Source organism: Streptomyces hamibioticus, assembly GCF_047946815.1.
Lineage (GTDB): Bacteria > Actinomycetota > Actinomycetes > Streptomycetales > Streptomycetaceae > Streptomyces.
Window position 1 is genome coordinate 1,251,235 of record NZ_JBKKQY010000001.1, and the last position, 21,584, is coordinate 1,272,818.

At 74.4% G+C, this 21,584-nt stretch carries 18 protein-coding genes and 1 pseudogene; 7 read left to right on the forward strand and 12 right to left on the reverse strand.

Annotation, left to right across the window (positions count from 1 at the left end; genetic code table 11):
* Positions 1 to 2: 2 nt before the first annotated feature.
* Positions 3 to 2,663, forward strand: a complete 2,661-nt coding sequence (locus tag ACLGIH_RS05645; RefSeq protein WP_416524100.1) for a cellulose binding domain-containing protein — start codon at positions 3 to 5, stop codon at positions 2,661 to 2,663.
* Positions 2,664 to 2,720: 57 nt separating this feature from the next.
* On the opposite strand, the gene ACLGIH_RS05650 is transcribed toward ACLGIH_RS05645, so the two are convergent.
* Together ACLGIH_RS05650 and ACLGIH_RS05655 are read right to left on the reverse strand one after the other, a co-directional pair.
* Entirely contained in the window at positions 2,721 to 3,461 is a 741-nt protein-coding gene (locus tag ACLGIH_RS05650) for a class I SAM-dependent methyltransferase (RefSeq protein ID WP_416524101.1), read from the reverse strand.
* A gap of 5 nt (positions 3,462 to 3,466) precedes the next feature.
* Positions 3,467 to 3,772, reverse strand: a complete 306-nt coding sequence (locus ACLGIH_RS05655; protein WP_416524102.1) for a 4a-hydroxytetrahydrobiopterin dehydratase — start codon at positions 3,770 to 3,772, stop codon at positions 3,467 to 3,469.
* Positions 3,773 to 3,896: 124 nt separating this feature from the next.
* Here ACLGIH_RS05655 and ACLGIH_RS05660 point away from each other — a divergent pair, with 124 nt between their 5' ends.
* Positions 3,897 to 4,712, forward strand: coding sequence for a helix-turn-helix domain-containing protein (locus ACLGIH_RS05660; protein ID WP_416524103.1), 816 nt, complete (start codon positions 3,897 to 3,899; stop codon positions 4,710 to 4,712).
* Here ACLGIH_RS05660 and ACLGIH_RS05665 read toward each other — a convergent pair.
* Positions 4,697 to 5,119: pseudogene (locus ACLGIH_RS05665) on the reverse strand (hypothetical protein); the annotation flags it as partial. The gene ACLGIH_RS05660 and the pseudogene ACLGIH_RS05665 overlap by 16 nt on opposite strands.
* Positions 5,120 to 5,340: 221 nt before the next feature.
* On the opposite strand from ACLGIH_RS05665, the gene ACLGIH_RS05670 reads away from it, so the two are divergent.
* The 3 genes from ACLGIH_RS05670 (at position 5,341) to narJ (ending at position 8,013) form a co-directional block, all read left to right on the forward strand.
* Complete coding sequence (locus ACLGIH_RS05670) at positions 5,341 to 6,207, forward strand: helix-turn-helix domain-containing protein (RefSeq protein WP_416524104.1); 867 nt, start codon at positions 5,341 to 5,343, stop codon at positions 6,205 to 6,207.
* A gap of 48 nt (positions 6,208 to 6,255) precedes the next feature.
* On the forward strand, positions 6,256 to 7,056 hold the full coding sequence (locus ACLGIH_RS05675; RefSeq protein ID WP_416524105.1) for an SAM-dependent methyltransferase: 801 nt from the start codon (positions 6,256 to 6,258) through the stop codon (positions 7,054 to 7,056).
* Between the two features lie 459 nt (positions 7,057 to 7,515).
* The gene (gene narJ, locus ACLGIH_RS05680; RefSeq protein ID WP_416524106.1) at positions 7,516 to 8,013 is read left to right on the forward strand and encodes a nitrate reductase molybdenum cofactor assembly chaperone; all 498 of its coding nucleotides are present in this window, start codon (positions 7,516 to 7,518) and stop codon (positions 8,011 to 8,013) included.
* Between the two features lie 55 nt (positions 8,014 to 8,068).
* On the opposite strand, the gene dnaK is transcribed toward narJ, so the two are convergent.
* From dnaK to ACLGIH_RS05715, 7 genes are all read right to left on the reverse strand, one after another.
* Complete coding sequence (dnaK, locus tag ACLGIH_RS05685; protein ID WP_416524107.1) at positions 8,069 to 9,946, reverse strand: molecular chaperone DnaK; 1,878 nt, start codon at positions 9,944 to 9,946, stop codon at positions 8,069 to 8,071.
* A gap of 120 nt (positions 9,947 to 10,066) precedes the next feature.
* The gene (locus ACLGIH_RS05690; RefSeq protein ID WP_416524108.1) at positions 10,067 to 10,495 is read right to left on the reverse strand and encodes an OsmC family protein; all 429 of its coding nucleotides are present in this window, start codon (positions 10,493 to 10,495) and stop codon (positions 10,067 to 10,069) included.
* Between the two features lie 70 nt (positions 10,496 to 10,565).
* Positions 10,566 to 12,359, reverse strand: coding sequence for a vWA domain-containing protein (locus ACLGIH_RS05695; RefSeq protein WP_416524109.1), 1,794 nt, complete (start codon positions 12,357 to 12,359; stop codon positions 10,566 to 10,568).
* The gene (locus tag ACLGIH_RS05700; RefSeq protein WP_416524110.1) at positions 12,356 to 13,417 is read right to left on the reverse strand and encodes an ATP-binding protein; all 1,062 of its coding nucleotides are present in this window, start codon (positions 13,415 to 13,417) and stop codon (positions 12,356 to 12,358) included. Before ACLGIH_RS05700 ends, ACLGIH_RS05695 begins: the two co-directional genes overlap by 4 nt.
* Positions 13,418 to 13,522: 105 nt before the next feature.
* A complete protein-coding gene (locus tag ACLGIH_RS05705) occupies positions 13,523 to 14,926 on the reverse strand; it encodes an amino acid permease (protein WP_416524111.1) in 1,404 nt (467 codons plus the stop codon).
* Between the two features lie 84 nt (positions 14,927 to 15,010).
* Positions 15,011 to 17,158, reverse strand: a complete 2,148-nt coding sequence (locus ACLGIH_RS05710; protein ID WP_416524112.1) for a phage holin family protein — start codon at positions 17,156 to 17,158, stop codon at positions 15,011 to 15,013.
* Between the two features lie 131 nt (positions 17,159 to 17,289).
* Positions 17,290 to 17,691: a hypothetical protein gene (locus ACLGIH_RS05715; RefSeq protein WP_416524113.1), complete on the reverse strand. Its 402-nt coding sequence runs from the start codon at positions 17,689 to 17,691 to the stop codon at positions 17,290 to 17,292.
* A gap of 84 nt (positions 17,692 to 17,775) precedes the next feature.
* On the opposite strand from ACLGIH_RS05715, the gene ACLGIH_RS05720 reads away from it, so the two are divergent.
* On the forward strand, positions 17,776 to 18,549 hold the full coding sequence (locus tag ACLGIH_RS05720; RefSeq protein ID WP_416524114.1) for an MBL fold metallo-hydrolase: 774 nt from the start codon (positions 17,776 to 17,778) through the stop codon (positions 18,547 to 18,549).
* The gene (locus ACLGIH_RS05725; protein ID WP_416524115.1) at positions 18,546 to 19,169 is read left to right on the forward strand and encodes a DedA family protein; all 624 of its coding nucleotides are present in this window, start codon (positions 18,546 to 18,548) and stop codon (positions 19,167 to 19,169) included. The genes ACLGIH_RS05720 and ACLGIH_RS05725 overlap by 4 nt, the downstream gene beginning before the upstream one ends.
* A gap of 60 nt (positions 19,170 to 19,229) precedes the next feature.
* Here ACLGIH_RS05725 and ACLGIH_RS05730 read toward each other — a convergent pair whose 3' ends face one another.
* Positions 19,230 to 20,291 (reverse strand): MBL fold metallo-hydrolase, encoded by a 1,062-nt coding sequence (locus ACLGIH_RS05730; protein ID WP_416524116.1) that lies wholly within the window; start codon positions 20,289 to 20,291, stop codon positions 19,230 to 19,232.
* Positions 20,288 to 21,544, reverse strand: a complete 1,257-nt coding sequence (locus tag ACLGIH_RS05735) for an aminotransferase class I/II-fold pyridoxal phosphate-dependent enzyme (protein WP_416524117.1) — start codon at positions 21,542 to 21,544, stop codon at positions 20,288 to 20,290. Before ACLGIH_RS05735 ends, ACLGIH_RS05730 begins: the two co-directional genes overlap by 4 nt.
* Between the last annotated feature and the right edge of the window lie 40 nt (positions 21,545 to 21,584).

Genomic DNA, 21,584 nt, shown 5'->3' on the forward strand with positions numbered 1-21,584 from the left:
CCGTGCGAAGAACCCGCATCCTCACCGCCGTGCTGGCACTGGCGGCCGGGCTGCTGGCGGGCGGCCCGCCCGCCCTCGCCGCGGACGCCCCGAAGCGGGCGGCCGTCGCCGCCGACACCTACACCTGGAAGAACGCCCGGATCGACGGCGGCGGTTTCGTCCCGGGCATCGTCTTCAACCGCACCGAGAAGAACCTCGCCTACGCCCGCACCGACATCGGCGGCGCCTACCGCTGGCAGGAGTCGGACAAGTCCTGGACCCCGCTGCTGGACCACATCGGCTGGGACGACTGGGGGCACACCGGCGTGGTGAGCCTCGCCTCCGACTCCGTCGACCCGGACCGGGTGTACGCGGCGGTCGGCACGTACACCAACGACTGGGACCCGGGCGACGGCGCCATCCTGCGCTCCGCTGACCGGGGCGCGAGCTGGGAGAAGACCGACCTGCCGTTCAAGCTGGGCGGCAACATGCCGGGCCGCGGAATGGGCGAGCGGCTCGCCGTGGACCCGCACGACAACCGCGTGCTGTACCTGGGCGCGCCCAGCGGCGAGGGCCTGTGGCGGTCCACGGACGCGGGCGTGACCTGGTCCGAGGTGACGGCGTTCCCGAACCCCGGGAACTACGTGCAGGACCCGGACGACACCAGCGGCTACGCCTCGGACAACCAGGGCGTCGTCTGGGTGACGTTCGACGAGTCGACGGGCCGGGCCGGCGAGCCGACGAAGACCGTGTACGTCGGGGTGGCGGACAAGGAGAACGCCGTCTACCGCTCGACGGACGCGGGCGCGACCTGGCAGCGCGTGCCGGGCCAGCCGACCGGCCACCTCGCCCACAAGGGCGTGCTGGACGCGGAGAACGGCCACCTCTACGTGGCCTACAGCGACAAAGGCGGCCCGTACGACGGCGGCAAGGGCCGGCTGTACCGGTACGCGACGGCGACCGGCACCTGGACGGACATCAGCCCGGTGGCGGAGGCCGACACCCACTACGGCTTCAGCGGCCTGACCGTCGACCGGCAGAACCCGGGCACGGTGATGGCGACGGCGTACAGCTCCTGGTGGCCGGACACGCAGATCTTCCGCTCGACGGACAGCGGCGCGACCTGGACGCAGGCATGGAGCTACACGTCGTACCCAGACCGCGAGAACCGCTACACGATGGACGTCTCCTCGTCCCCGTGGCTGACCTGGGGCGCGAACCCGTCCCCGCCCGAACAGACGCCCAAGCTGGGGTGGATGACGGAGTCGCTGGAGATCGACCCGTTCGACTCCGACCGGATGATGTACGGCACGGGCGCGACGATCTACGGCACCGAGAACCTCACGAAGTGGGACAGCGGGGCGAAGTTCACCATCAGGCCGATGGTGCGGGGCCTGGAGGAGACGGCCGTCCTCGATCTGGCCTCTCCCCCGTCGGGCGCACCGCTGCTCAGCGCCCTGGGTGACATCGGCGGCTTCCGGCACACCGACCTGACGAAGGTGCCGCCGATGATGTACACGCAGCCCAACTTCACCTCGACGACCAGTCTGGACTTCGCGGAGTCGGACCCGGGCACGGTGGTGCGGGCCGGGAACACCGACTCGGGGCCGCACGTGGCGTTCTCCACGGACAACGGCGCCAACTGGTTCGGCGGGACGGACCCGTCGGGCGTCACCGGCGGCGGCACGGTCGCGGCCGGGGCGGACGGCAGCCGCTTCGTGTGGAGCCCGCAGGGCGCGGGCGTACACCACTCGACCGGTTTCGGCACGTCCTGGCAGGCGTCCAGCGGCATCCCGGCCGGCGCGATCGTCGAGTCGGACCGGGTCGACCCGAAGCGGTTCTACGGCTTCAAGTCCGGGGCGTTCTACGTCAGCACGGACGGCGGCGCTACCTTCGAGAAGTCGCCCGCGACCGGGCTGCCCACCGGCGACAGCGTGCGCTTCAAGGCACTGCCGGGCGGAAAGGGCGACGTGTGGCTGGCCGGCGGCGAACCGGACGGCCCGTACGGCCTGTGGCACTCCACGGACGGCGGCGCGAGCTTCACCAAGCTGGCGAACGTGGACGAGGCCGACACGATCGGCTTCGGCAAGGCGGCGCCGGGCGCCTCCTACCAGACCCTCTACACCAGCGCGGAGATCGGTGGCGTGCGCGGCATCTTCCGCTCCACCGACAAGGGCGCGTCCTGGACCCGTGTCAACGACGACGCCCACCAGTGGGGCTGGACCGGCGCGGCGATCACCGGCGACCCGCGGGTGTACGGCCGGGTGTACGTTGCGACGAACGGACGGGGTGTCGTCTACGGCGACATCGCGGGCGACGACGGCGGGGGCACGGACCCCGGCCCGGGCCCGGACCCGGACCCGAAGGGCGCCTGCGCGGTGACGTACGAGGTCGTCAACCAGTGGTCCGGCGGCTTCCAGGCGGAGGTACGGCTCGCCAACACCGGCGAGGAGGGGTGGGACGGCTGGTCGCTGGGCTGGTCGTTCCCGGACGGCCAGCGGGTGACGCAGATCTGGAACGCCCGGCACGCCCAGTCGGGTGCCTCGGTGACGGCGCAGAACGTCGGCTGGAACGCCCGGGTGGCGCCGGGGGCGTCGGTGAGCTTCGGCTTCACGGGCAGCTGGACGGGCACGAACGACCGGCCGGCCGCGTTCGAGATGGCCGGCCGGAGCTGCACCACCTGACGGTGCCGGCGAAGGCCGCCGCCGCCCCGGGACGACGCCGGGGCGGCGGCGCTGCCGTCACGGTTTGCGGAAGGACCGCAGCGTGAACACCGGTTCCGGGCGGGGCCGGTCCTGGTCGGGCAGGGCCGCGAGGCGGGCCGCGAAGTCGTCGGCGCGGGGGTCGCCCGGCGGGAGCGTCACGAACCAGCCGCGGCGCAGGTCGGCGATGGCCCGGCGCGGGCTGCGTCCCTGGCCGCGGCCGGTGAAGCGGGTCTGCCCGGCGGGGACGAGACCGCAGGCACGGGCGTGCGCCTCGACGGCGGCCGCGCCGTCCCGGACCGGCGTCGGCGGGCGGGCGGCGAGGACGGCGTCGATGTCGCTGCCGACGTTGTGGGAGGCGCCCTTGTCGACCGTGGTGACCCAGACCCCGCCCGCGCGCAGCACCCGCGCACACTCCCCGACGACGGTGCGCACCTCGTCGGCGCCGGCGGCGAGGTGCAGCAGCCACACGCTGCTGACGGCGTCGAACGCGCCGTCGCGGACCGGCAGCCGCCGGCTGTCGGCCAGCACCACGGCCCCGGGCAGCCGGGCGGCGGCCCGCCGGGCCATGGCGGCGGACAGGTCGGCGCCGGTCACCCGCAGGCCGTCCCGCGCGGCGGCGAGGCGGCGGGTGACGATGCCGGTGCCGCAGCCCACGTCGAGCAGGCGCCGCGCCTGCGGCGGGACCAGGCTCAGGACCGCCTCCGCGGCCGCCGCGGCCCGGGGCTCGCCGCCGCGCGAGACGTCGTACCGCTCCGCTTCCTTGTCGTAGTCGAGCACGCGCCTCAGTGTGCCCCGTGGCCCGCGGCCAGGTCCTCCACCCTGCGGGCGAGCTGGAAGTCCTTCTCGGTGACGGCGCCGCCCGCGCTGTGCGTGTGGACGGACAGGGACACCGTGTCGTAGCCGAGGGTCAGCTGGGAGTGGTGGTTCAGCTCCTCCTGCACCTGGGCGACGTGCACGACCATCGCCGTCGCCGCGACGTGCGAGCCGAGCCGGTAGGAGCGGGTGAGGCGGCCCTCGTCGAGCGACCAGCCGGGCAGCTCGGCCAGCCGGTCCTCGATCTCCTTCTGCGACAGCGGTTCGACGGGCATGGACTGGGCTCCCTCCGCGCGGGTCCGGTGTTCTCCCAGCCTGCCACAGCACAGGCGTCCCGGCCCTGGTCAGGAAGCGGCACGGGCCCCCACGGCGCCTTCCGGTCGGCTACCGTTCCCGGGTATGACCGCTCTCATCTCCGGCACCGCCGCCACCGCCCAGGGCGTGGGCCCGCTGCTGCGGGCCTGGCGGGAGCGGCGCCGGGTCAGCCAGCTGGAGCTGGCGCTGCGCGCCGACTCCTCGGCCCGGCACATCAGCTTCATCGAGACGGGCCGCTCCCGGCCGAGCGAGGAGATGGTGCTGCGGCTGGCCGAGCACCTGGACGTGCCGGTCCGGGAGCGCAACGCGCTGCTGCTCGCGGCCGGTTACGCCCCGCACTATCCGGAGACCCCGCTGGACGACCCGGCGCTGGACGCCCTGCGCGAGGGGATGGAGCGGCTGATCCGGGGGTACGAGCCCTATCCCGCGCTGGTCGTCGACGCCACCTACCGGGTGCTCGCGGCCAATCGGGGGATCACCATGCTGCTGGAGGGCGTACCGGAGCATCTGCTCCGGCCCCCGCTGAACGCGATGCGGCTGACCCTGCACCCGGAGGGCCTGGCGCCGCGCATCCGCAACCTGCGCGAGTGGCGCGGGCATCTGCTGGCGCAGATGGAGCGGCAGATCGGCCTGCACCGCTCCCGGGAGCTGCGGGCGCTGTACGAGGAGGTGGCCGCCTACCCGGTGCCCGAGGAGGCGCCCGGCGGGGAACCGGCCGAGCCGGTGCCGTACTTCGCGCTGCCCATGCAGATCGAGCACGAGGGCCGCACCCTGTCGTTCATCTCCTCGATCTCCACCTTCAACACGCCGATGGACGTGACCGTCGCCGAGCTGGCCATCGAGACGCTGCTCCCGGCCGACCCGGCGACGGTCAAGTACCTTCGCACGCTGCTTCCCTGACGCTCCCTCAGGGCGGCGTACTGGAGCAGCGCGAAGGCGGTGACGACGAGGGCCTGGAGCACCGTCCAGACCGCGCCGGCCGTGGTGGGTGTCAGCCACACGGCGAGGGCGACGAAGCTCAGGGCGGCCCAGGCCAGGTTGGCCTCCACCACCGCCCGTACGCCGAGCGCCGGGGGCCGGCGCCGCGAGGCCAGCAGGCCGACGGCCGCGGCGTAGAGCGCGAGGAACCCGCCGAGGACGAGCAGCAGGGCCGAGTCGGCGCCGAGGAGCCGGCCGAGCGGCCCGGACAGCGCGAGGTAGGCGAGAGCGTTGGCGCCGGTCACCACGGCGTCGAGCGCGAGGAAGCGACGCAGCATCGCCTGCGGCTCGGAGGTGCGGGCGAGTGCGGACAACTGGTGCGCGGACATGACGTGTCACCCTCCGTCGGGTCGGGGCGGGCTGCCGGGGACCGGGCCCCGGGCCGGAGTGCGCCGGCCCGGAACCCGGTGTGTCTCCACGATCCCGTCCGGTTCGGGTCCGGTCGATTACCCGCGGGGTAATGCGCTCCCCGGCTCCGTCCACCCCTGTGAGACGGGCGGTGGGACATGTCAAACTGCCGTGTGGCGGAGGCGCGTTGGGGAGGCGTGGCGTGAGTGAGCGGCGGACCGCGCCCACTGTGGGCCAGGTGGTGCTCGGCAAGCGGCTGCAGGAGCTGCGCGAGGCGGCGGGCTACGGACGCGACCAGGCCGCCCAAGTGCTCCGGGTGGCCCCGGCGACCGTACGGCGGATGGAGACGGCCGAGGTCGCGCTGAAGATCCCGTACGTGCAGCTGCTGCTGACGGCGTACGGCGTGCCCGAGGACGAGGTGGCCGCCTTCGTGGCGCTGGCCGAGGAGGCGAACGAGCCGGGCTGGTGGCAGCGGTACGGCGACGTGCTGCCGGACTGGTTCAGCCTGTACGTGAGCCTGGAGGGCGCGGCCCGGATCATCCGGTCCTACGAGCCGCACTTCGTGCCGGGGCTGCTGCAGACCGAGGACTACGCGCGTGCCGTGCTGGCCGGCGGGACGATCGGCACCGCGGGCGGCCGGGGGGCGGTCGAGCGGCACGTGGCGCTGCGGCTGGAGCGACAGCGGCTGCTGGAGCGCCCCGACCCGCCGCACCTGTGGGTGGTGATGGACGAGACGGTGCTGCGGCGTCCGGTGAGCGGGCCCGGCCGGGTGATGCGCGAACAGCTCGACCGGCTGCTGGAGCTGGCCGCCCGGGACCGGGTGACGCTCCAGATCGCCGAGTTCGCGGACGGGCCGCACCCGGGGACGTACGCGCCGTTCACCCTGTTCCGCTTCGGCGAGCCGGAGCTGCCCGACATGGTGTTCACCGAGTACCTGACCGGCGCGCTGTACCTGGACTCCCGCGAGGAGGTCTCCGCGCACCTGGAGGTCCTCGACCACATGACGGCCCGCGCCGCGTCCACGCGGCGCACCGAGAAGCTGCTGCGGGAGTACCGCGAGAGCTTCTGAGCACCGAGCCCGGCCCATCGACCCGGAGACCGCAGGAGACGACAGCGCATGACCGGAGCCGACCCCGCGTCCGCCCCCATCGACACCGGCCGGCCCCATCCGGCCCGGGTCTACGACTGGTGGCTGGGCGGCAAGGACAACTACCCGGTGGACGAGGAGCTGGCCCGCCGGATCCTCGCCGCGGACGGCACGGTGGTGCGCGGGGCGCGGGCCAACCGCCGGTTCATGCACCGGGCGGTCCGCACGGTCGCCGAGGCGGACGTGCGCCAGTTCCTCGACATCGGCACCGGCATCCCGACCGAGCCCAATCTGCACCAGGTGGCACAGCGGACCGCGCCCGAGTCGCGGGTCGTGTACGCCGACAACGACCCCATCGTGCTGCGGCACGCCGAGGCGCTGCTGCGCGGTTCGGCCGAGGGGTCCACCGACTATGTGCACGCGGACGTCCGGGACCCGGACACGGTCCTGCGGCGGGCGGGCGAGACCCTGGACCTCACGCGGCCGGTCGCGCTGTCGCTGGTCGCGCTGACCCACTACCTCGACGACGAGGTGCACACGCTGCTGAAGCGGTACGTCGACGCGCTCGCGCCCGGCAGCCACCTGATCCTGTCGCAGGTGACCGCGGACCTGAATCCCGAGGCCGTCGGGAAGGCCGCCGAGCTGTTCGCGCGCAGCGGCACGCCGTTCTTCCCGCGCCCGCTCGCCGAGTTCGCGCGCTTCTTCGACGGTCTCGAGCTGCTGGGTCCCGGCGTCATCCCGGTGACCGGGTGGCGGCCGGAGCCGGTGGACGTGGCGGCCCAGGCCGAGGGCGTCGTGCCGGTGTACGCGGGGGTGGCGCGCAAGCCCTGACCCGTACGGGCGCCGCGAACGGGTGCGCGTCCCGGCACGCCCCTAGGTTCGAAGGCCAGGGCGAGCAAGGGAGCGCACGTGACGGACACGCGACACCGCCCACCGGGCCGGGGGCGGCGCCGCCGCGCGCCGGAGGGTTCCTCCGGCGCGGGACGGCCGCGCCCGGCCTGCACGGCACCGGCCTGGCCGGCGGCCGGCCCGGACCGCCCCGAGTACGAGCCGCGCGGCCGTCCCGGGGGCGCGGCGTTCTCCCGGTACGCCTGCTCGCCGGCCCGGCTCCGCCACCCGTACGTGCGCCGGATGCTGCTCCGGATGTGCCGGGAGGCCCGGGCCCGGCACGGGCGGCGACGGCCCGTCCGGGCGGGACTCGGGACGCAGAAGGCTGACGCCGGTGCCGGTGGAGAACTTCCTCCGCGCCCTGCACCGGCGGCGGACCGCGGACGACGAGAAGGAGGCCTGATGTCCGGATTCGAGGTGCTGTACCAGGCCGCGGCGCTCTGTCTGACCTATCCCGACGACGACTTCCGCGCCCGGCTGCCCCTGCTGCGCGAGGCGGCGCCGCAGCTGCGGGAGTTCACCGACCACGCGGCCCTGACGCCGCAGCCGGAGCTCCAGGCGCACTACGTGGAGGTCTTCGACTTCCGGAACCGGAACAGCCTGTACCTGAGCCGGTGGCGGCACGGCGACACCCGGCGGCGCGGGATGTCGCTGGCCGGCTTCCAGGACCTCTACCGCGAGCACGGCCTGGAGTTCACCGGCGAGGAGCTGCCCGACTACCTCCCGGCGGTGCTGGAGTTCACCTCCCGCACCGGTGACACCGGGCCGCTCGTGGAGCACCGGGACGCCCTGGAGCAGCTCCGCTCCCGGCTCGCCGCCTTCGGCACGCCGTACGCGTGCGTGCTGGACGCGGTGTGCGCGACCCTGCCGCCCACGCCCGCCGGAGACGCCCGCCGATGACCGTCTTCCGGTGGGGTGTGCCGGGGCCGCGCCCGGAGCGGGAGCGGGCGGGGTCCTAGGCGGCCGGGCCCCGGGCGTCCTTGCCGGTGTTCTGCTCGTCGTCGACGATCTCCGCGTCCACCACGCTGTCGTCCTCCTGCGGTGCGCCCTGCTGTCCGGCGTCCCCGGCCGCCGGCTCCTGCTGGTTCTGGGCGTACATCGCCTGGCCCATGCGCTGGCTGACGGTGGCGAGCTTCTCGATGGCGTCGCGCAGGGCTGAGGTGTCGGGCTCGCCCTCCAGGCGGGACTTCAGGTCGGCCACGGCCGACTCCACCTCCCCGCGGGTGTCGGTGGGGACCTTGTCGCCGTTGTCCCGCAGGAAGTTCTCGGTCTGGTAGACGAGTTGCTCGGCCTGGTTGCGGGTCTCGGCGGTCTCGCGCCGCCTGCGGTCCTCCTCGGCGTACCGCTCGGCGTCCCGCATCATGCGGTCGATGTCCTCCTTGGCCAGTGCCGAGCCGCCGGTGACGGTCATCTTCTGCTCGCGGCCGGTCGCCATGTCCTTGGCGGAGACATGCATGATGCCGTTGGCGTCGATGTCGAAGGCCACCTCGATCTGCGGGACGCCGCGCGGGGCGGGCGGCAGCCCGGTGAGGTCGAAGACGCCGAGCTTCTTGTTGTAGGCGGCGATCTCGCGTTCGCCCTGGTAGACCTGGATGCCGACGGAGGGCTGGTTGTCGGCGGCCGTGGTGAAGATCTCCGAACGCCGGGTGGGGATGGTGGTGTTGCGTTCGATGAGCTTGGTCATGATGCCGCCCTTGGTCTCGATGCCGAGGGACAGCGGGGTGACGTCCAGCAGGAGGACGTCCTTCACGTCGCCGCGCAGCACGCCGGCCTGGAGGGCGGCGCCGACGGCCACCACCTCGTCGGGGTTGACGCCCTTGTGCGGGTCCTTGCCGGTCAGCTCCTTGACCAGGTCGGTGACGGCGGGCATCCGGGTGGAGCCGCCGACCAGGATGACGTGGTCGACGGCGGACAGCTCGATGCCCGCGTCGTCCACGGCCTGGTGGAAGGGGGCCTTGCAGCGCTCCAGCAGGTCGGCGGTCAGCTCCTGGAACTGGGCGCGGGTCAGCCGCTCCTCCAGGTGCAGCGGGCCCTCGGCGGAGGCCGTGATGTAGGGCAGGTTGATCGTCGACTCGGTGGACGAGGACAGTTCGATCTTGGCCTTCTCGGCGCCCTCGCGCAGCCGCTGCAGCGCCATCTTGTCGCGGCCGAGGTCGACGCCGTACTGGCCTTTGAACCGCTTGACCAGGTGCTCGACGATCCGCTGGTCCCAGTCGTCGCCACCGAGGTGGGTGTCGCCGTTGGTCGCCTTGACCTCGATGACGCCCTCGCCCATCTCCAGCAGCGACACGTCGAAGGTGCCGCCGCCCAGGTCGAAGACGAGGACCGTCTGGTCGTTCTCCTTGTCCAGGCCGTACGCCAGCGCCGCCGCCGTGGGCTCGTTGATGATCCGCAGCACCTTCAGGCCGGCGATCTCACCGGCCTCCTTGGTCGCCTGCCGCTGGGTGTCGTCGAAGTAGGCGGGCACGGTGATCACCGCGTCGGTGACGTCCTCGCCGAGGTAGGACTCGGCGTCCCGCTTCAGCTTCTGCAGCACCCGCGCGGACAGCTCCTGCGCCCGGTACCGGGTACCGTCGATGTCGCCCTGCTCGGGGAAGCGCCAGGCGCTCTCCCCCATGTGCCGCTTCATGGAGCGGGCGGTGCGCTCCACGTTCGTCACGGCCTGCCGCTTGGCGACCTCGCCGACCAGCACCTCGCCGTTCTTGGCGAAGGCCACCACCGACGGGGTGGTACGCGCCCCCTCGGCGTTGGCCACGACGGTGGGTTCACCGCCCTCCAGCACGGCCACCACCGAGTTCGTCGTCCCGAGATCGATCCCGACCGCACGTCCCATCGCCGTCCCCTTCCACCAGGGCACCTACGGGTACCTACGCTCTCCAGCCCAAAACCCGAGGATGCCGTTGTCAAGGGCGCGTGGCCCCGGCGGAAGGGGGCGGCCGGGTGACGGCCGAGGTCAGACGAGCTTGGCGGACAGGGTGATCGGTACGGCCTTCAGCGCCTGGCTGACCGGGCAGTTGACCTTGGCGTCCTCGGCGGCGGCGACGAAGGCGTCGCCGTCCATGCCGGGGACGGTGCCCTCCACGGTGAGGTGGATGCCGGTGATGCCCTCACCCGGCTGGAAGGACACGTCGGCCGAGGTGGTCAGCTTGGTGGGCGGGGTACCGGCCTGGTCCAGGGCGTTCGAGAAGGCCATGGAGAAGCAGCTGGAGTGCGCGGCCGCGATCAGCTCCTCCGGGCTGGTCTTGCCGTTCGCCTCCTGGCTGCGGGCGGCCCAGGTGACCGGCTGCTCACCGATGGCGCCGGAGGAGTCGAAGCCGACGGTGCCGCTCCCCTCGAGCAGGTTGCCTTCCCAGACGGTGTGTGCGGAGCGCGTGGTTGCCACGGTTTGTCCTTTCGGGTGGGTCCCGTTGTGCCGCTAGCGGGGTTTCCCGCCCATCCGATCACATTCCGGCTCAGCTCACGCGGAAAACCGGGCCCCGGGCGCTGAACGGCAGCCGCGCGCCCTGCGGGATCAGATAGGCGTGCTCACGGCGCACCCGCAGCACGTCGCACCACCCGTCGGTGATGATCAGCACCGGCGCGGCGGGCGGGAAGTCGTCGGCGCGGTGCAGCAGGTCGACGCCGGGCTGGAGCACGGTGCCGCCGCGGCCGTGCACCCGCGTGCGGCCGGCGATCTCCGTCACCGGCAGATACCCGGCGTCGTGCGGGGCGGCGTCGCAGAACACGACCCGGGCGGCGGGCACGTCCCGGGCCTCGGCGTAGGAGGCGATGGCGCCGAGCGCCTTGCCGAGCAGGGTGCGGTCCATGGAGCCGGAGGTGTCCAGCACGACGCCGAAGGTGCAGCGGGCGATCTCCTCGGGCGGGAAGTACCGTCCGGCGCGGGGGATGCCGGGGGTGGCCGCCTGCCGGCGGGAGGGGCGCGCGTACGACCGCACGGGCTCGGGGCGGGGCACGTACTCGTCGAACCAGCGGGCCAGCCGGGCGTCCCAGGGCAGCGGCGGGTGGCTGAGCGCCCGGATCTCCTCCACCAGGCCGCCGGGCAGGAAGCCGCGCTCCTGCCGCTGGTGCAGGTCCAGGCCCTGGGCGAGGCCGCGGCGGTAGAAGCCGTCGAGGTCGCAGTGGTCGCGGGGCACACCGAGCGGGGCGCCGAGCACGTCGCCGACGCCCTTGCCGCGCAGGGTGGACAGGCGGCGCATCCGGCGCAGGTCGCCGGCGATGCGGTCGTAGACCTCCTCGGCGGACAGGCCGGCCAGTTCCGGGTCGTGCAGCAGGCCCTCCGGCATGGCGCCGACCTGCATCTGCACCAGCCAGCCGTTGACGACGTAGTCGCAGGCGACGTTGAAGAGGTACGGGTCGCGGGTGCCGCAGCGGTCGCCGTGGCGCAGTGCGGCGTGCAGCATCTCGTGGGCGAGGATGAACCGCCACTCCTCGTCCTCGAACTGCCGCAGCGGGTTGACGTAGATCTCGCCCGCCTCGGCGTTGACGGCGGCGACCGCGATGCCGTGGGCGCGGGCCAGTTCCGCGTCGGCGACCAGCTCGACGCCGGCGGCGATGCCGCCGAGCAGCGGGTAGGAGGAGACGAACCAGCTCAGCGCCCTCTCCCAGGGGCGCCGTACGGCCCCCTCGCCGTCCATGGAGTCGCGCCGGCCGCCCGCCACGTCCATCGCGGCGGACACGGTCCGGGTCAGGGCGGTGGCGAACGCCAGCTGCCGGTCCGGGGGCTGCCCGTACCAGCCGAACCACTCCACCAGCTTCAGGTCCGGCTCGGCGCCCGCCGTGCCGCACCGCTGGTACACGGCCGGGAGCCCGTCCCGGCGCCAGCGCGCCGCGAGCTGCTCCTCGTCGCCGTCCGGGTACGACGGCGGCAGGTCCTCGGGGGTCCGGCCGATCGGGAAGGACTGCAGGAAGCGGTTGACCACGACGCAGCGTGCCGCTCGGTCGTAGCGGTCGGGCTGGGTGCGCCGCCCCTTGGCGGCCGGTACGTGCCCGAAGCCGAGGTGGAGCGCGGCGTGCGCGATCGCCCACGCCCAGGCCGCCGGGTCGGCCATGCGGGCCGGGTGGACGTGCAGCCCGCCCTCGGAGTCGACGCGGACCAGCCCGTCCCGGGGGGCCTCCTCGCAGTCCTCGTGGCGGCAGACGGTGAACTCCACGGCGGCCAGCGCCGGGTTGGCGCGGACCAGCCGCAGGCCCTCGTCGAACGCCTCCGCCGCGAGGTCCCGCTTCTTCTTCCCGGGCTTCCGGCTCACCGGCGGGCCTCCACCAGGCGCGGCATGTCGCGGGCCGCCTCCACCAGGAACCAGGAGGGCAGCACCGGGTTGCCGTCGGCGTCGGAGGCGATGACGCTCTGGGCGACCTCCACGGAGATCTCGGCGAGCTGCACCAGCAGGGACTTGGCGCGGTAGGCGGTCTGGCGGCCGTTCGCCGACATGTGCTCCTTGCTCGCGGGCAGTTCCTTGACCAGCCGGCCGCGGAAGGACTCGGCGAGGTAGTAGAGCAGGTCGCGGTCCTCGGGGCGGTGCGGCCAGCGGGCGTCGCCGCGGAGGATGGCCTCGATGCCGAACCGGCTGCGGACGATCTTGACGTAGCCGCAGAAGGCGGTGGCGTGGCGCGGGGTGAGCGTGCCGTGCGCGAGCACGCGCAGGGTCTCCTCGTCCAGGTCGCGGCCGAAGGAGTGCAGGGCGTCGGAGAGCATGTGCCAGGAGCGCGGGGTGGAGAACGGCTCCTCGGTCTTGGGCGGCTTGGACCACAGGTGGTCGGGCCGGTCGGTGAGGTGGTCCGTGACCCAGGGGTGGATGCCGTTGTTCGCGGCCCAGGTCAGCCAGTCCTGGGCGGAGGCCTCCAGGTGGACGTGGGTGAGGCGGTTGACCAGCGCGGAGGCGATCGGGCGGGCGAGGGCGTTGTCGGTGGCGCGGTTGCCGGCGCCGATGACGATCGAGCCCTTGGGCAGCTCGTAGCTGCCGATGCGGCGGTCCAGGATGAGCGAGTAGAACGCCTTCTGCACATCGGGTGTGGCCGCGTTCAGCTCGTCCAGGAACAGGCAGTACGGCTCGTCGCGGGCGATCGCCTCGGGCGGGCAGAACACCGACCGGCCGTCGCGGATCTGCGGCACCCCGATCAGGTCCTCGGGGGCGAGCTGGGTGCCGAGCAGGCTCACGCACTCCAGGCCCAGCTGCTCGGCGAAGTCCCTGACCAGGGAGGACTTGCCGATGCCGGGGGCGCCCCAGAGGAAGACCGGCCGCACGGTGGCGAGGCCGAGCAGCAGGTCCGGGAGACGGGCGGGAGTGACGGTGACGGCTGCCTGCACGCAGGGGCTCCTGACGGGTGTACGAGGTGATCGCACACCAGTGTGAGCGGCTCGCGCGCCGCACGCAGCCGAATTACCCGGGGGCGGGTCGCCGGTTGCCGCCGGTCACCGGGGGGCGGGCTGCCGTCGGGCCGCCATCACGGCGTGGACCAGGACACCCGCGAACAGGAACAGCACGCCCTGGTACACGGCGGCGTATCCGGCGCCCGCGACCAGCCACAGGGAGAAGCCGGCCGCGACCGAGGCGACGACGGCGTCCCGCACCAGCCGCGCCCGGTCGACCGCGCGCCGCCCGGAGACCAGGTGGAACAGCTGCGCGGCGGTGGCCAGCAGGTAGGGCACGGTCGCGGTGAAGGTGGTGACGAGGACCAGCACCTCGAAGACCTTCGCCGAGCCGGACGTGTAGTTGTAGACGGTGAGCAGCGAGGCGAGGACGACGGTGACGCCGACGCCGACCGTGGGCACCCCCCGCCGCTTGCGCGCGAACACGGCCGGGAACAGCCCGTCGCGGGCGGCGGCGTAGGGGGTCTGGGCGCTCAGCAGGGTCCAGCCGTTGAGGCAGCCGGTCATGGAGACCAGCGCGGCGAGCGCGACGGCCCAGCCGCCCCAGGTGCCGCCGAACATGGCGTTCACGGCGTCCGAGAAGGGCGCGGAGGAGTCGACCAGGCGGTCGTGGGCGACCGTGCCGAAGACGGACAGGGTGCCCAGGAGATAGACGAGGGCGGCGCCCAGGGTGCCGATGACGGTGGCGCGGCCGACGGTGCGCCGGGGGTCCTTGACCTCTCCGGCGCTGACCGCGGCGGACTCCACACCGAGGTAGGAGAAGAGCAGGATCGCCGCGGCGGCCGAGACCGCGCCGATCGCGCTGCCGCCGCTCGCGTTGAACGGGCCCAGGTTGCCGGCGTCGAAGAAGAACAGCCCGCCGACGGCGACCAGCAGCAGCGGGACGAACTTCAGCACGGTCGCGACGAACTGGACGGCGCCGACGTACCGGGTGCCGGCGAAGTTGGCGAGCGCGGGCAGCCACTGGATGACGAGCGCGGCCAGACAGGCACTCCAGCGGTGGTCGCCCACCGGGATCAGTACGTCGAGGTAGCCGACGGCGGCGACGGCGAGGGCGGCGTTGGACACCCAGGTGGTGATCCAGTACGCCCAGGCGGCGAGGAACCCGGCGAAGTCGCCGAAGGCCTCGCGGGCGTAGACGTAGGGACCGCCGGTGCGCGGGTAGCGGGCGGCGAGCTGGCCGAAGACCAGGGCGAGGGCGACGGCGCCGACGGTGAGGACGCCGAAGGCGAGCAGACTGACCGTGCCGTAGGGGGCGACGGAGGCCGGGAGCAGGAAGATGCCGCCGCCGATGATGTTGCCCATGACCAGGGCGGTGGCGACGGGGAGGCCGAAGCGGCGGGCGTTCCTGCCGTTGCCGCCGGCGTCGCCGGGGGCGGGTTCGGGGGCCGCGGGGGTCTCCTGCGGGGCCGGAGCCGACGGGGGGACGGTCCCGGTGACGTGCATGGGGTGGTGCGCCTCTCTTCGAACTGCTGCCCGGGATCGCCGGGACGGCGCCCATGCTCGGGCATGGTCCGAAGCGGCACCAAATCAGGCGCTTTTGTCCTGCGCGACCCCGTCCGGCACCGCAAAAGCTGAGCCGTCCACGATCGCCTGCCGGGAATCCTTCAGCAGCACCTGGGGGCCGTCGGCCTCCCGCAGCCAGCGGCGCAGCACCTGGTGGACCTGCTCGGCGCCGGTCAGTTCCGCGCCGTCGTCGACCGGCGGGCCGAAGGCGACCGGTGACAGCAGGAAGGCCTTCGACTGGGCGCCGCCGAGCCCGCCGTGGGAGCCGATCTGCTCCTCGAAGGCGAGGACCTCGCCGTCGGCCGGGTCGTAGAAGGAGTTGACCATGATGTCGGCGGTGTGCGGGAAGGAGTGCGTGCGGCGCACGGCGTCGGCGGCGCGCGGGCCGAACGGCGCGAGCGGGCCGGGGTCCTCGTCCAGCCGGTCCAGGGGTATCTCCGCGCCGCGCGCGCCGAGCACGATCCCGCCGTGCTCCTTGCTGCGCACCAGCAGGAAGCCGATGCCGGGGTGGTTGGCGAGCGTGGTCAGCAGCGCGGGGTGGCGGGCGTCGATCTCCTCCCGGGTCATGCGGTGCGGCACGTCCGGGAAGGACACCAGGCCCAGGTTGCCGGAGGCGAGCACGATCGGCTCCGAGCGGCGGCCGGAGGGGCGGTGCTGCTCGCCGCCCTCCTCGACGGGGATGCGCAGCGCGGCCCGGACGGCGTTGCGCGCCTCGGCGCCGCTGCGGGTGCGCCGTGCCCGGCGCGGCACGGGCAGTCCGCAGCCGGCCCGCACCAGGTCGCCGAGGGTGAGGCCGTAGCGGGCGCGGAAGGTCTCGCCGGGGCTCTGGCCGTGGTCGGACAGGACGACGATCCGGTACCGGCGGGGTGCGTGCTCGGCGACCTTCTCGATCAGCGCCACCGCGCGGTCCAGGTGCTGCAGGACCTTCTCGGCGTCCCGGCTCGCCGGCCCGGAGTGGTGCGCGACCTCGTCGTACGCCACCAGGTCGGCGTAGACGGCGGAGCGCCCGGCGAGCATGTCGCCCATCACGGCGGCGACCACGACATCGCGTTCGACGACGGTGGCGAAGGCCCGGACGAAGGGGTAGAGGCCGCCGCGGGAGACGCGCGGACGCTCCTTGCGCAGGCGGGCCCGGGTGGACTGGACGATCTCGCGGCCCACCTCGGCGACGAAGGACAGCGCGGTGCGCACCGCGTTGGCCGGGTCGGAGAAGTAGGCGAAGTAGCCGGCCCGGGAGCGGTTCTCCCGGCTGCGGCGGCGGGTGGCGATGGACAGCACGAGGGCCTGCTCACCGGCGCCGCCGCCGAACAGGTTGCCGCGGCTGGCGCCGTCGAGGGCGAGCAGCCCGCCGTCGCCGGTCCACTCCATGGCGCGGCGCTGGAGCAGGGCCGCGCTGCTCGGGCGGTTGCACACCATCACCTCCCGCTTGTCCTTGTCGTACCAGCGGAAGGCGGGGACGTCGTAATTGCTGCCGTGCAGGATGCCGAGCTGGCTGGCGCCGGTCTGGCTGGACCAGTCGGTGTGCCAGGGGACGAGCCGGTGGGTGGCCGGCCGGGCGGGCAGCTCGGGCCGGTCCGGGTCGCCCTCGCCGAGCCAGCGGGCGAGGGTGGGCATCAGGCCCTTGCCGACGGCGGCCGTCAGGACGTCGTGGCCGACGCCGTCCAGTTGCAGGAAGACGGTGCCGGGGCCGGACGGGCAGGGCGGGCCGGTTCTGCGGCGGCGGTCGGCCAGGCGGTAGAGCCGGCGGCGGTAGGCGTCGTCGTCGCGGACGGCCAGGGCGGCGCCGGTGGCGGAGGCGACCGCGGACATCACGGCGGCCACCACCACCGCGGTCTCCCAGGCGGCGGCGCCGCGCTCGGCGGGGTTCACCCGCAGGGCGACGAGCAGCAGCGCGCCGTTGAGGAAGAACACCAGCAGGCCGAGGACGAGCGCCGGCACCAGCAGCAGCAGGCGGACCAGCAGCGGCCACACCACGGCGGACAGCAGACCGAAGGCTCCGGCGCCGAACGCGGCGGCGACGGCGGTGTCGGTGGCGCTCGATCCGTCCGGGGACTGGATCTGGAAGTCGGGCAGGAGACCGGCGAGCACCAGCATGGTGACCGTGGAGACGGCCCACACGGCGACGCTCCGCCCCAGCTGGCTGACGATCCGCCGCCAGTACCCTCCGCCCACGCTGCGCACACCTCACGTCCCCGGCCCGCCGTCGGCACGGGCCCCCGTCCACCCTGTCACAACGGCCGACGGTCACGTTTTGTGCCCACTGGTCCGGGATGGCGGCCCGCCCCCCGGGGGGTGACCGGGTGTCAGCGGCCGTCGTAGCCCGCCGTCGGCATCGACAGCCGGCGGTGCACGCACGCCTTCATCGCGGCGTCGTACGACGGCTCGGCCCGCCCGACCGTCTCCACGCGCACCCCGCGCCGCGCGCACTCGGCGGCGAACTCCTCCGCGGAGGCGAGCGCGCTCTCCAGCACCCGGCGGCTGGGGGCGACGAACAGGTCGGTGCCCGGGCGGACGCCGTCCCACAGCGCGGCGTGGTCCGGGCGCAGGCCGCGGACCAGCAGTTCCCGGGCGACCACGTAACCGTGTTCGGCGGCCCAGCGGGCGCACATGGCGTGCTGGCTGCGGGAGTCCACCAGGAAGGGATCGGCGTCCAGCTCCTCCAGCGGCGTCAGACTCGCGATCGCCGTCACCCGCACCGGCCCCATGGCGTCCCCCCTCACCTCCGGATTTCGCCGCCGACCCTACTCCTGGACGTAGGCTTCGGGGAGTCGCGCGAAGGAGGCGAAGGGGTGCCGGCGGAGGTCACCTGGTGGGGTCACGCCACCTGCACGATCGAGGACTCGGACATACGCGTGCTCACCGATCCCCTGTTCGTGCGCCGGCTGGCGCATCTGCGGCGCCGGCGCGGTGCGCTTCCGCCGCCCGGCGCCTGGCGTGCGGACGTGGCGCTGGTGTCGCATCTGCACGCCGACCATCTGCACCTGCCGTCGCTGGCGCGGCTCGCGGAGGGCACCCGCCTGCTGGTGCCCAGGGGCGCGGCACGGGCGGTGCCGGGGCTGCGCCGGCTCTCCCACCTGCGGCTGACCGAGGTGGCGCCCGGCGACGAAACGGTCGTCGGTGACCTGGTGGTCCGGGCGGTGCCGGCCCGGCACGACGGACGCCGGCTGCCACTCGGGCCGCACCGCTGTCCCGCCCTGGGCTACGTCGTCGAGGGCGAGGCACGGACGTACTTCGCCGGGGACACCGGGCTGTTCGACGCGATGGCCGAGGAGGTCGGGCCCGTCGACGCGGCGCTGCTGCCGGTGGGCGGCTGGGGCCCCCACCTCGGCGACGGTCACCTGGACGCCGCCCGGGCGGCGGAGGCGCTGGCCCGGCTGGCGCCCGGCACCGCGGTGCCGGTGCACTACGGCACGTACTGGCCGATCGGGATGGACGCCGTGCGCCCCCACGAGTTCCACGCGCCGGGCGACGAGTTCGTGCGGCTGGCCGCGGTGCGCGCGCCGGACGTGGCGGTGCACCGGCTCGGGCACGGGGAGAGCGTGCGGCTGGAGGCCGCCCGGTGAACTGGCTCGGGGCCGCCCCGACGGCGATACCGCCGGAGACCACCCAGCAGGCGCTGGGGTATCCCTCGCTGTTCCTGCTGGTGCTGATCGGGGCGCTGGTGCCGGTGGTGCCCACGGGCGCCCTGGTGAGTTCGGCGGCGGTGGTGGCCTTCCACCAGACGGCGATCTCGCTGGGGATGGTCTTCCTGACCGCGTCGCTCGCCGCCTTCCTGGGCGATCTGGCGCTGTACTGGCTGGGGCGGCGCGGGCTGCGGTCGAAGAACGGTTCGCGCTGGCTGGCGGCGCTGCGCGCCCGGGCACCGGAGGACCGGCTGGAGCAGGCGCAGACGAAGCTCGCCGAGCACGGGGGGACGGTGCTGGTGCTGTCCCGGCTGATGCCGGCTGGCCGCATCCCGGTGATGCTGGCCTGCCTGCTGGCGGACTGGCCGCTGCGCCGCTTCGTCCGGGGCAATCTCCCGGCCTGTCTGGCGTGGGCGGTGACGTACCAGCTGATCGGCATCCTGGGCGGTTCGCTGTTCCGGGAGCCGTGGGAGGGCGTGGTGGCGGCGGTCGCGCTGACCGTCCTGGTCAGTGCGGTGCCGAGCGTGTGGCGGCGGCTTCGCGGGCCCGCGGAGGCGTGACCGGGTCCTGTTGCGAAGGCGGCGTCGCCGCCCGGAGGACGGCCGCTTTCGCAACGGGCCCTACTCCAGGACGCGCGAGCCGCCCACCGGCAGGTCCCACAGGTCCTCGCGGGGCAGGCCGGCCCGGTCCCAGGCGGCCCGGACCCGGGTCAGGGGCTCCAGGACGGGTTCTGCGGACAGGACGAAGGTGCCCCAGTGCATGGGTGCCATCCGGCGGGCGCCGAGGTCCCGGGCCGCCTGGACGGCCTCCTCGGGATCGCAGTGGACGTCGCTGAGCCACCAGCGGGGGTCGTAGGCGCCGATGGGGAGCAGGGCGAGGTCGATGCCGGGGTAGCGGCCGCCGATGCGGGTGAACCAGTGGCCGTACCCCGTGTCGCCCGCGAAGTACACGCGGCGGCCGTCCGGGTCGGTGAGGACCCAGCCGCCCCACAGGGTGCGGCAGGTGTCGGTGAGGGTGCGCTTGGACCAGTGGTGGGCCGGGACGAAGTCGAAGCGGACGCCCCGCAGTTCGGCCGCCTCCCACCAGTCCAGCTCGGTGACGCGGGTGAACTTGCGGCGGTGGAACCAGCGGCCGAGTCCGGCCGGCGCGAAGACCGGGGTGTCGCGCGGGAGCCGGCGCAGCGTGGGCGCGTCCAGGTGGTCGTAGTGGTTGTGGCTGATGACGACCGCGTCGACGGGCGGCAGGGCGCTCCAGGCGACGCCGACGGGCGTGATCCGGGCCGGTGTGCCGAGGATGCGGCGGGACCAGACGGGGTCGGTGAGGACGGTGAGTCCGCCGATGCGCACCACCCAGCTGGCGTGTCCGGCCCAGGTGACGGCGACGGTGCGGGCGTCCACGCGGGGCAGCGGCCCGGGGGCGAACGGTAGCCGGGGGATGTCGGCGAGGCCCTCGGGGCCGGGTCTGACGGCGCCCTCGCGGGCGAACCGGGCGACGGCCCTGAGGCCGGGCAGCGGGGCGGTGAGCCGGTCGTGGAAGGTGCGCGGCCACACCCGGCGCTCGGCGAGCGGCCGGGGCTCGGCGAGCGGGGGGCGGGGTGCGGCCAGGGGTGACGGGGCCGACGGGAGGCCGGCGTCCTCGGTGGCCGTCGGGGTGCTCGTGGTCGACTCGGACTGCTGCGTCATCGAGGAGGCTCCCATCGCTGAGCGTCGCGGAGGTCGTCGAAGACCGACTTCACGGTGGTCAACGCGCGTTGCACGGGTGGCAGTTCCAACGGGTCGGGGGCGGTGAGGCATTCCGCGCGTTCCTCGTCGGTCGCGCCCAGCAGCGGGCCGGTGGACAGCCGCACGCGCAGGGCACCGAGGTCGTCGCCGAAGCGGTGGCCGCCGGGCGCGGGCATGCCGAGCCGGGCGGCGAGGAAGTCCTCCAGTTCCTGGGCGTCGCCGACGCCCGACGCGCCGAGCGCGCCGCGCAGCGGCTCCAGGTCGAGGTAGAGGTGGCGCCCGGCCCGCGGGGGGCGGGACAGCGCGCCGGCGGTGACGGCGGCGGCGTGCACGGCGGCGGCCAGGCGCGCGTGCAGCCGTACGGCCGCGGAGCGGCGGGCGGTGACCGGCCCGGGTTCGGCCAGGGCGTACGCGGCGGCCGCCGCGACCGGCGTGGCGACGCGAGCGCCGAGGGCGGTGAGCACGTCGAGCACGCGCGCGTGGAGGCCGTCCCCGGCGGTGGACGCGGCGAAGCGGGCGACGGCGGCCGGCCAGCCGGCCGGCAGCAGCGCGCCGGCCAGGTCGGTGACGACGGTGACCTGCTCGGGCAGGATCTCGGCGGGGCTGACCAGCACCGTGGCGTGCGGGTCGTGCAGGGTGTCGCGCCAGGTCTCGTCGCTGAGCAGGTGGAGTCCTTCGCCGGCCGCGGCCTCGACGGTCTCGTGCAGGGCCTCGGGAGGCGCGACGGTGGCGGTGGGGTCGTCGGCGACGGACAGCACGAGCAGGCGGGGGTCACCGCCCTCGGCGCGGACCCGGCGCACGGTCTCCAGCAGGGCGTACGGGTCGGGGACACCGCCGCTCTCGACGGTGGTCGGGACGTGGAAGACGCGTCTGCCCAGCAGCCGGGCGTCCGGCACCCACCAGTCGGCGCAGGGCCGGGGCACCAGGACGTCGCCGCCGAGCGCTGCGGTCAGTGCCAGCAGCAGGGCGGGGGCGCCGGGGGCGGCGGCCGTGTCGCCGGGGACGCAGTTCAGGCCGCGGCGGCGCCAGTAGCCGCAGGCCGCGTCGAGGAGCGCGGACCCGCCGCCGACCGGGTCGCTCCCGGCGCGGGCCGCGGCGGCGGCGAGCGCCTCGGACAGCTCGGGCAGGACGGGGAGCCCGTCGCCGGGGAGGGGCGGCCCGTAGCGGACGGGGCCGTGCCCTTCGGGGGCCGCCTCGGGGGCCGTCCGCCGCATCCCTACCTCCGCGCCATGTGTGGTGCCGTCACCGCCGCAC

Bases quoted from the DNA above. Each gene is read 5' to 3' on its own strand.
- ACLGIH_RS05730 (WP_416524116.1), bottom strand. From the start codon at position 20,291: ATGACGCAGCAGTCCGAGTCGACCACGAGCACCCCGACGGCCACCGAG.
- narJ (WP_416524106.1), top strand. From the start codon at position 7,516: ATGTCCGGATTCGAGGTGCTGTACCAGGCCGCGGCGCTCTGTCTGACC.
- ACLGIH_RS05655 (WP_416524102.1), bottom strand. From the start codon at position 3,772: ATGCCCGTCGAACCGCTGTCGCAGAAGGAGATCGAGGACCGGCTGGCC.
- ACLGIH_RS05715 (WP_416524113.1), bottom strand. From the start codon at position 17,691: ATGGGGCCGGTGCGGGTGACGGCGATCGCGAGTCTGACGCCGCTGGAG.
- ACLGIH_RS05705 (WP_416524111.1), bottom strand. From the start codon at position 14,926: ATGCACGTCACCGGGACCGTCCCCCCGTCGGCTCCGGCCCCGCAGGAG.
- ACLGIH_RS05675 (WP_416524105.1), top strand. From the start codon at position 6,256: ATGACCGGAGCCGACCCCGCGTCCGCCCCCATCGACACCGGCCGGCCC.
- ACLGIH_RS05735 (WP_416524117.1), bottom strand. From the start codon at position 21,544: ATGCGGCGGACGGCCCCCGAGGCGGCCCCCGAAGGGCACGGCCCCGTC.
- ACLGIH_RS05660 (WP_416524103.1), top strand. From the start codon at position 3,897: ATGACCGCTCTCATCTCCGGCACCGCCGCCACCGCCCAGGGCGTGGGC.
- dnaK (WP_416524107.1), bottom strand. From the start codon at position 9,946: ATGGGACGTGCGGTCGGGATCGATCTCGGGACGACGAACTCGGTGGTG.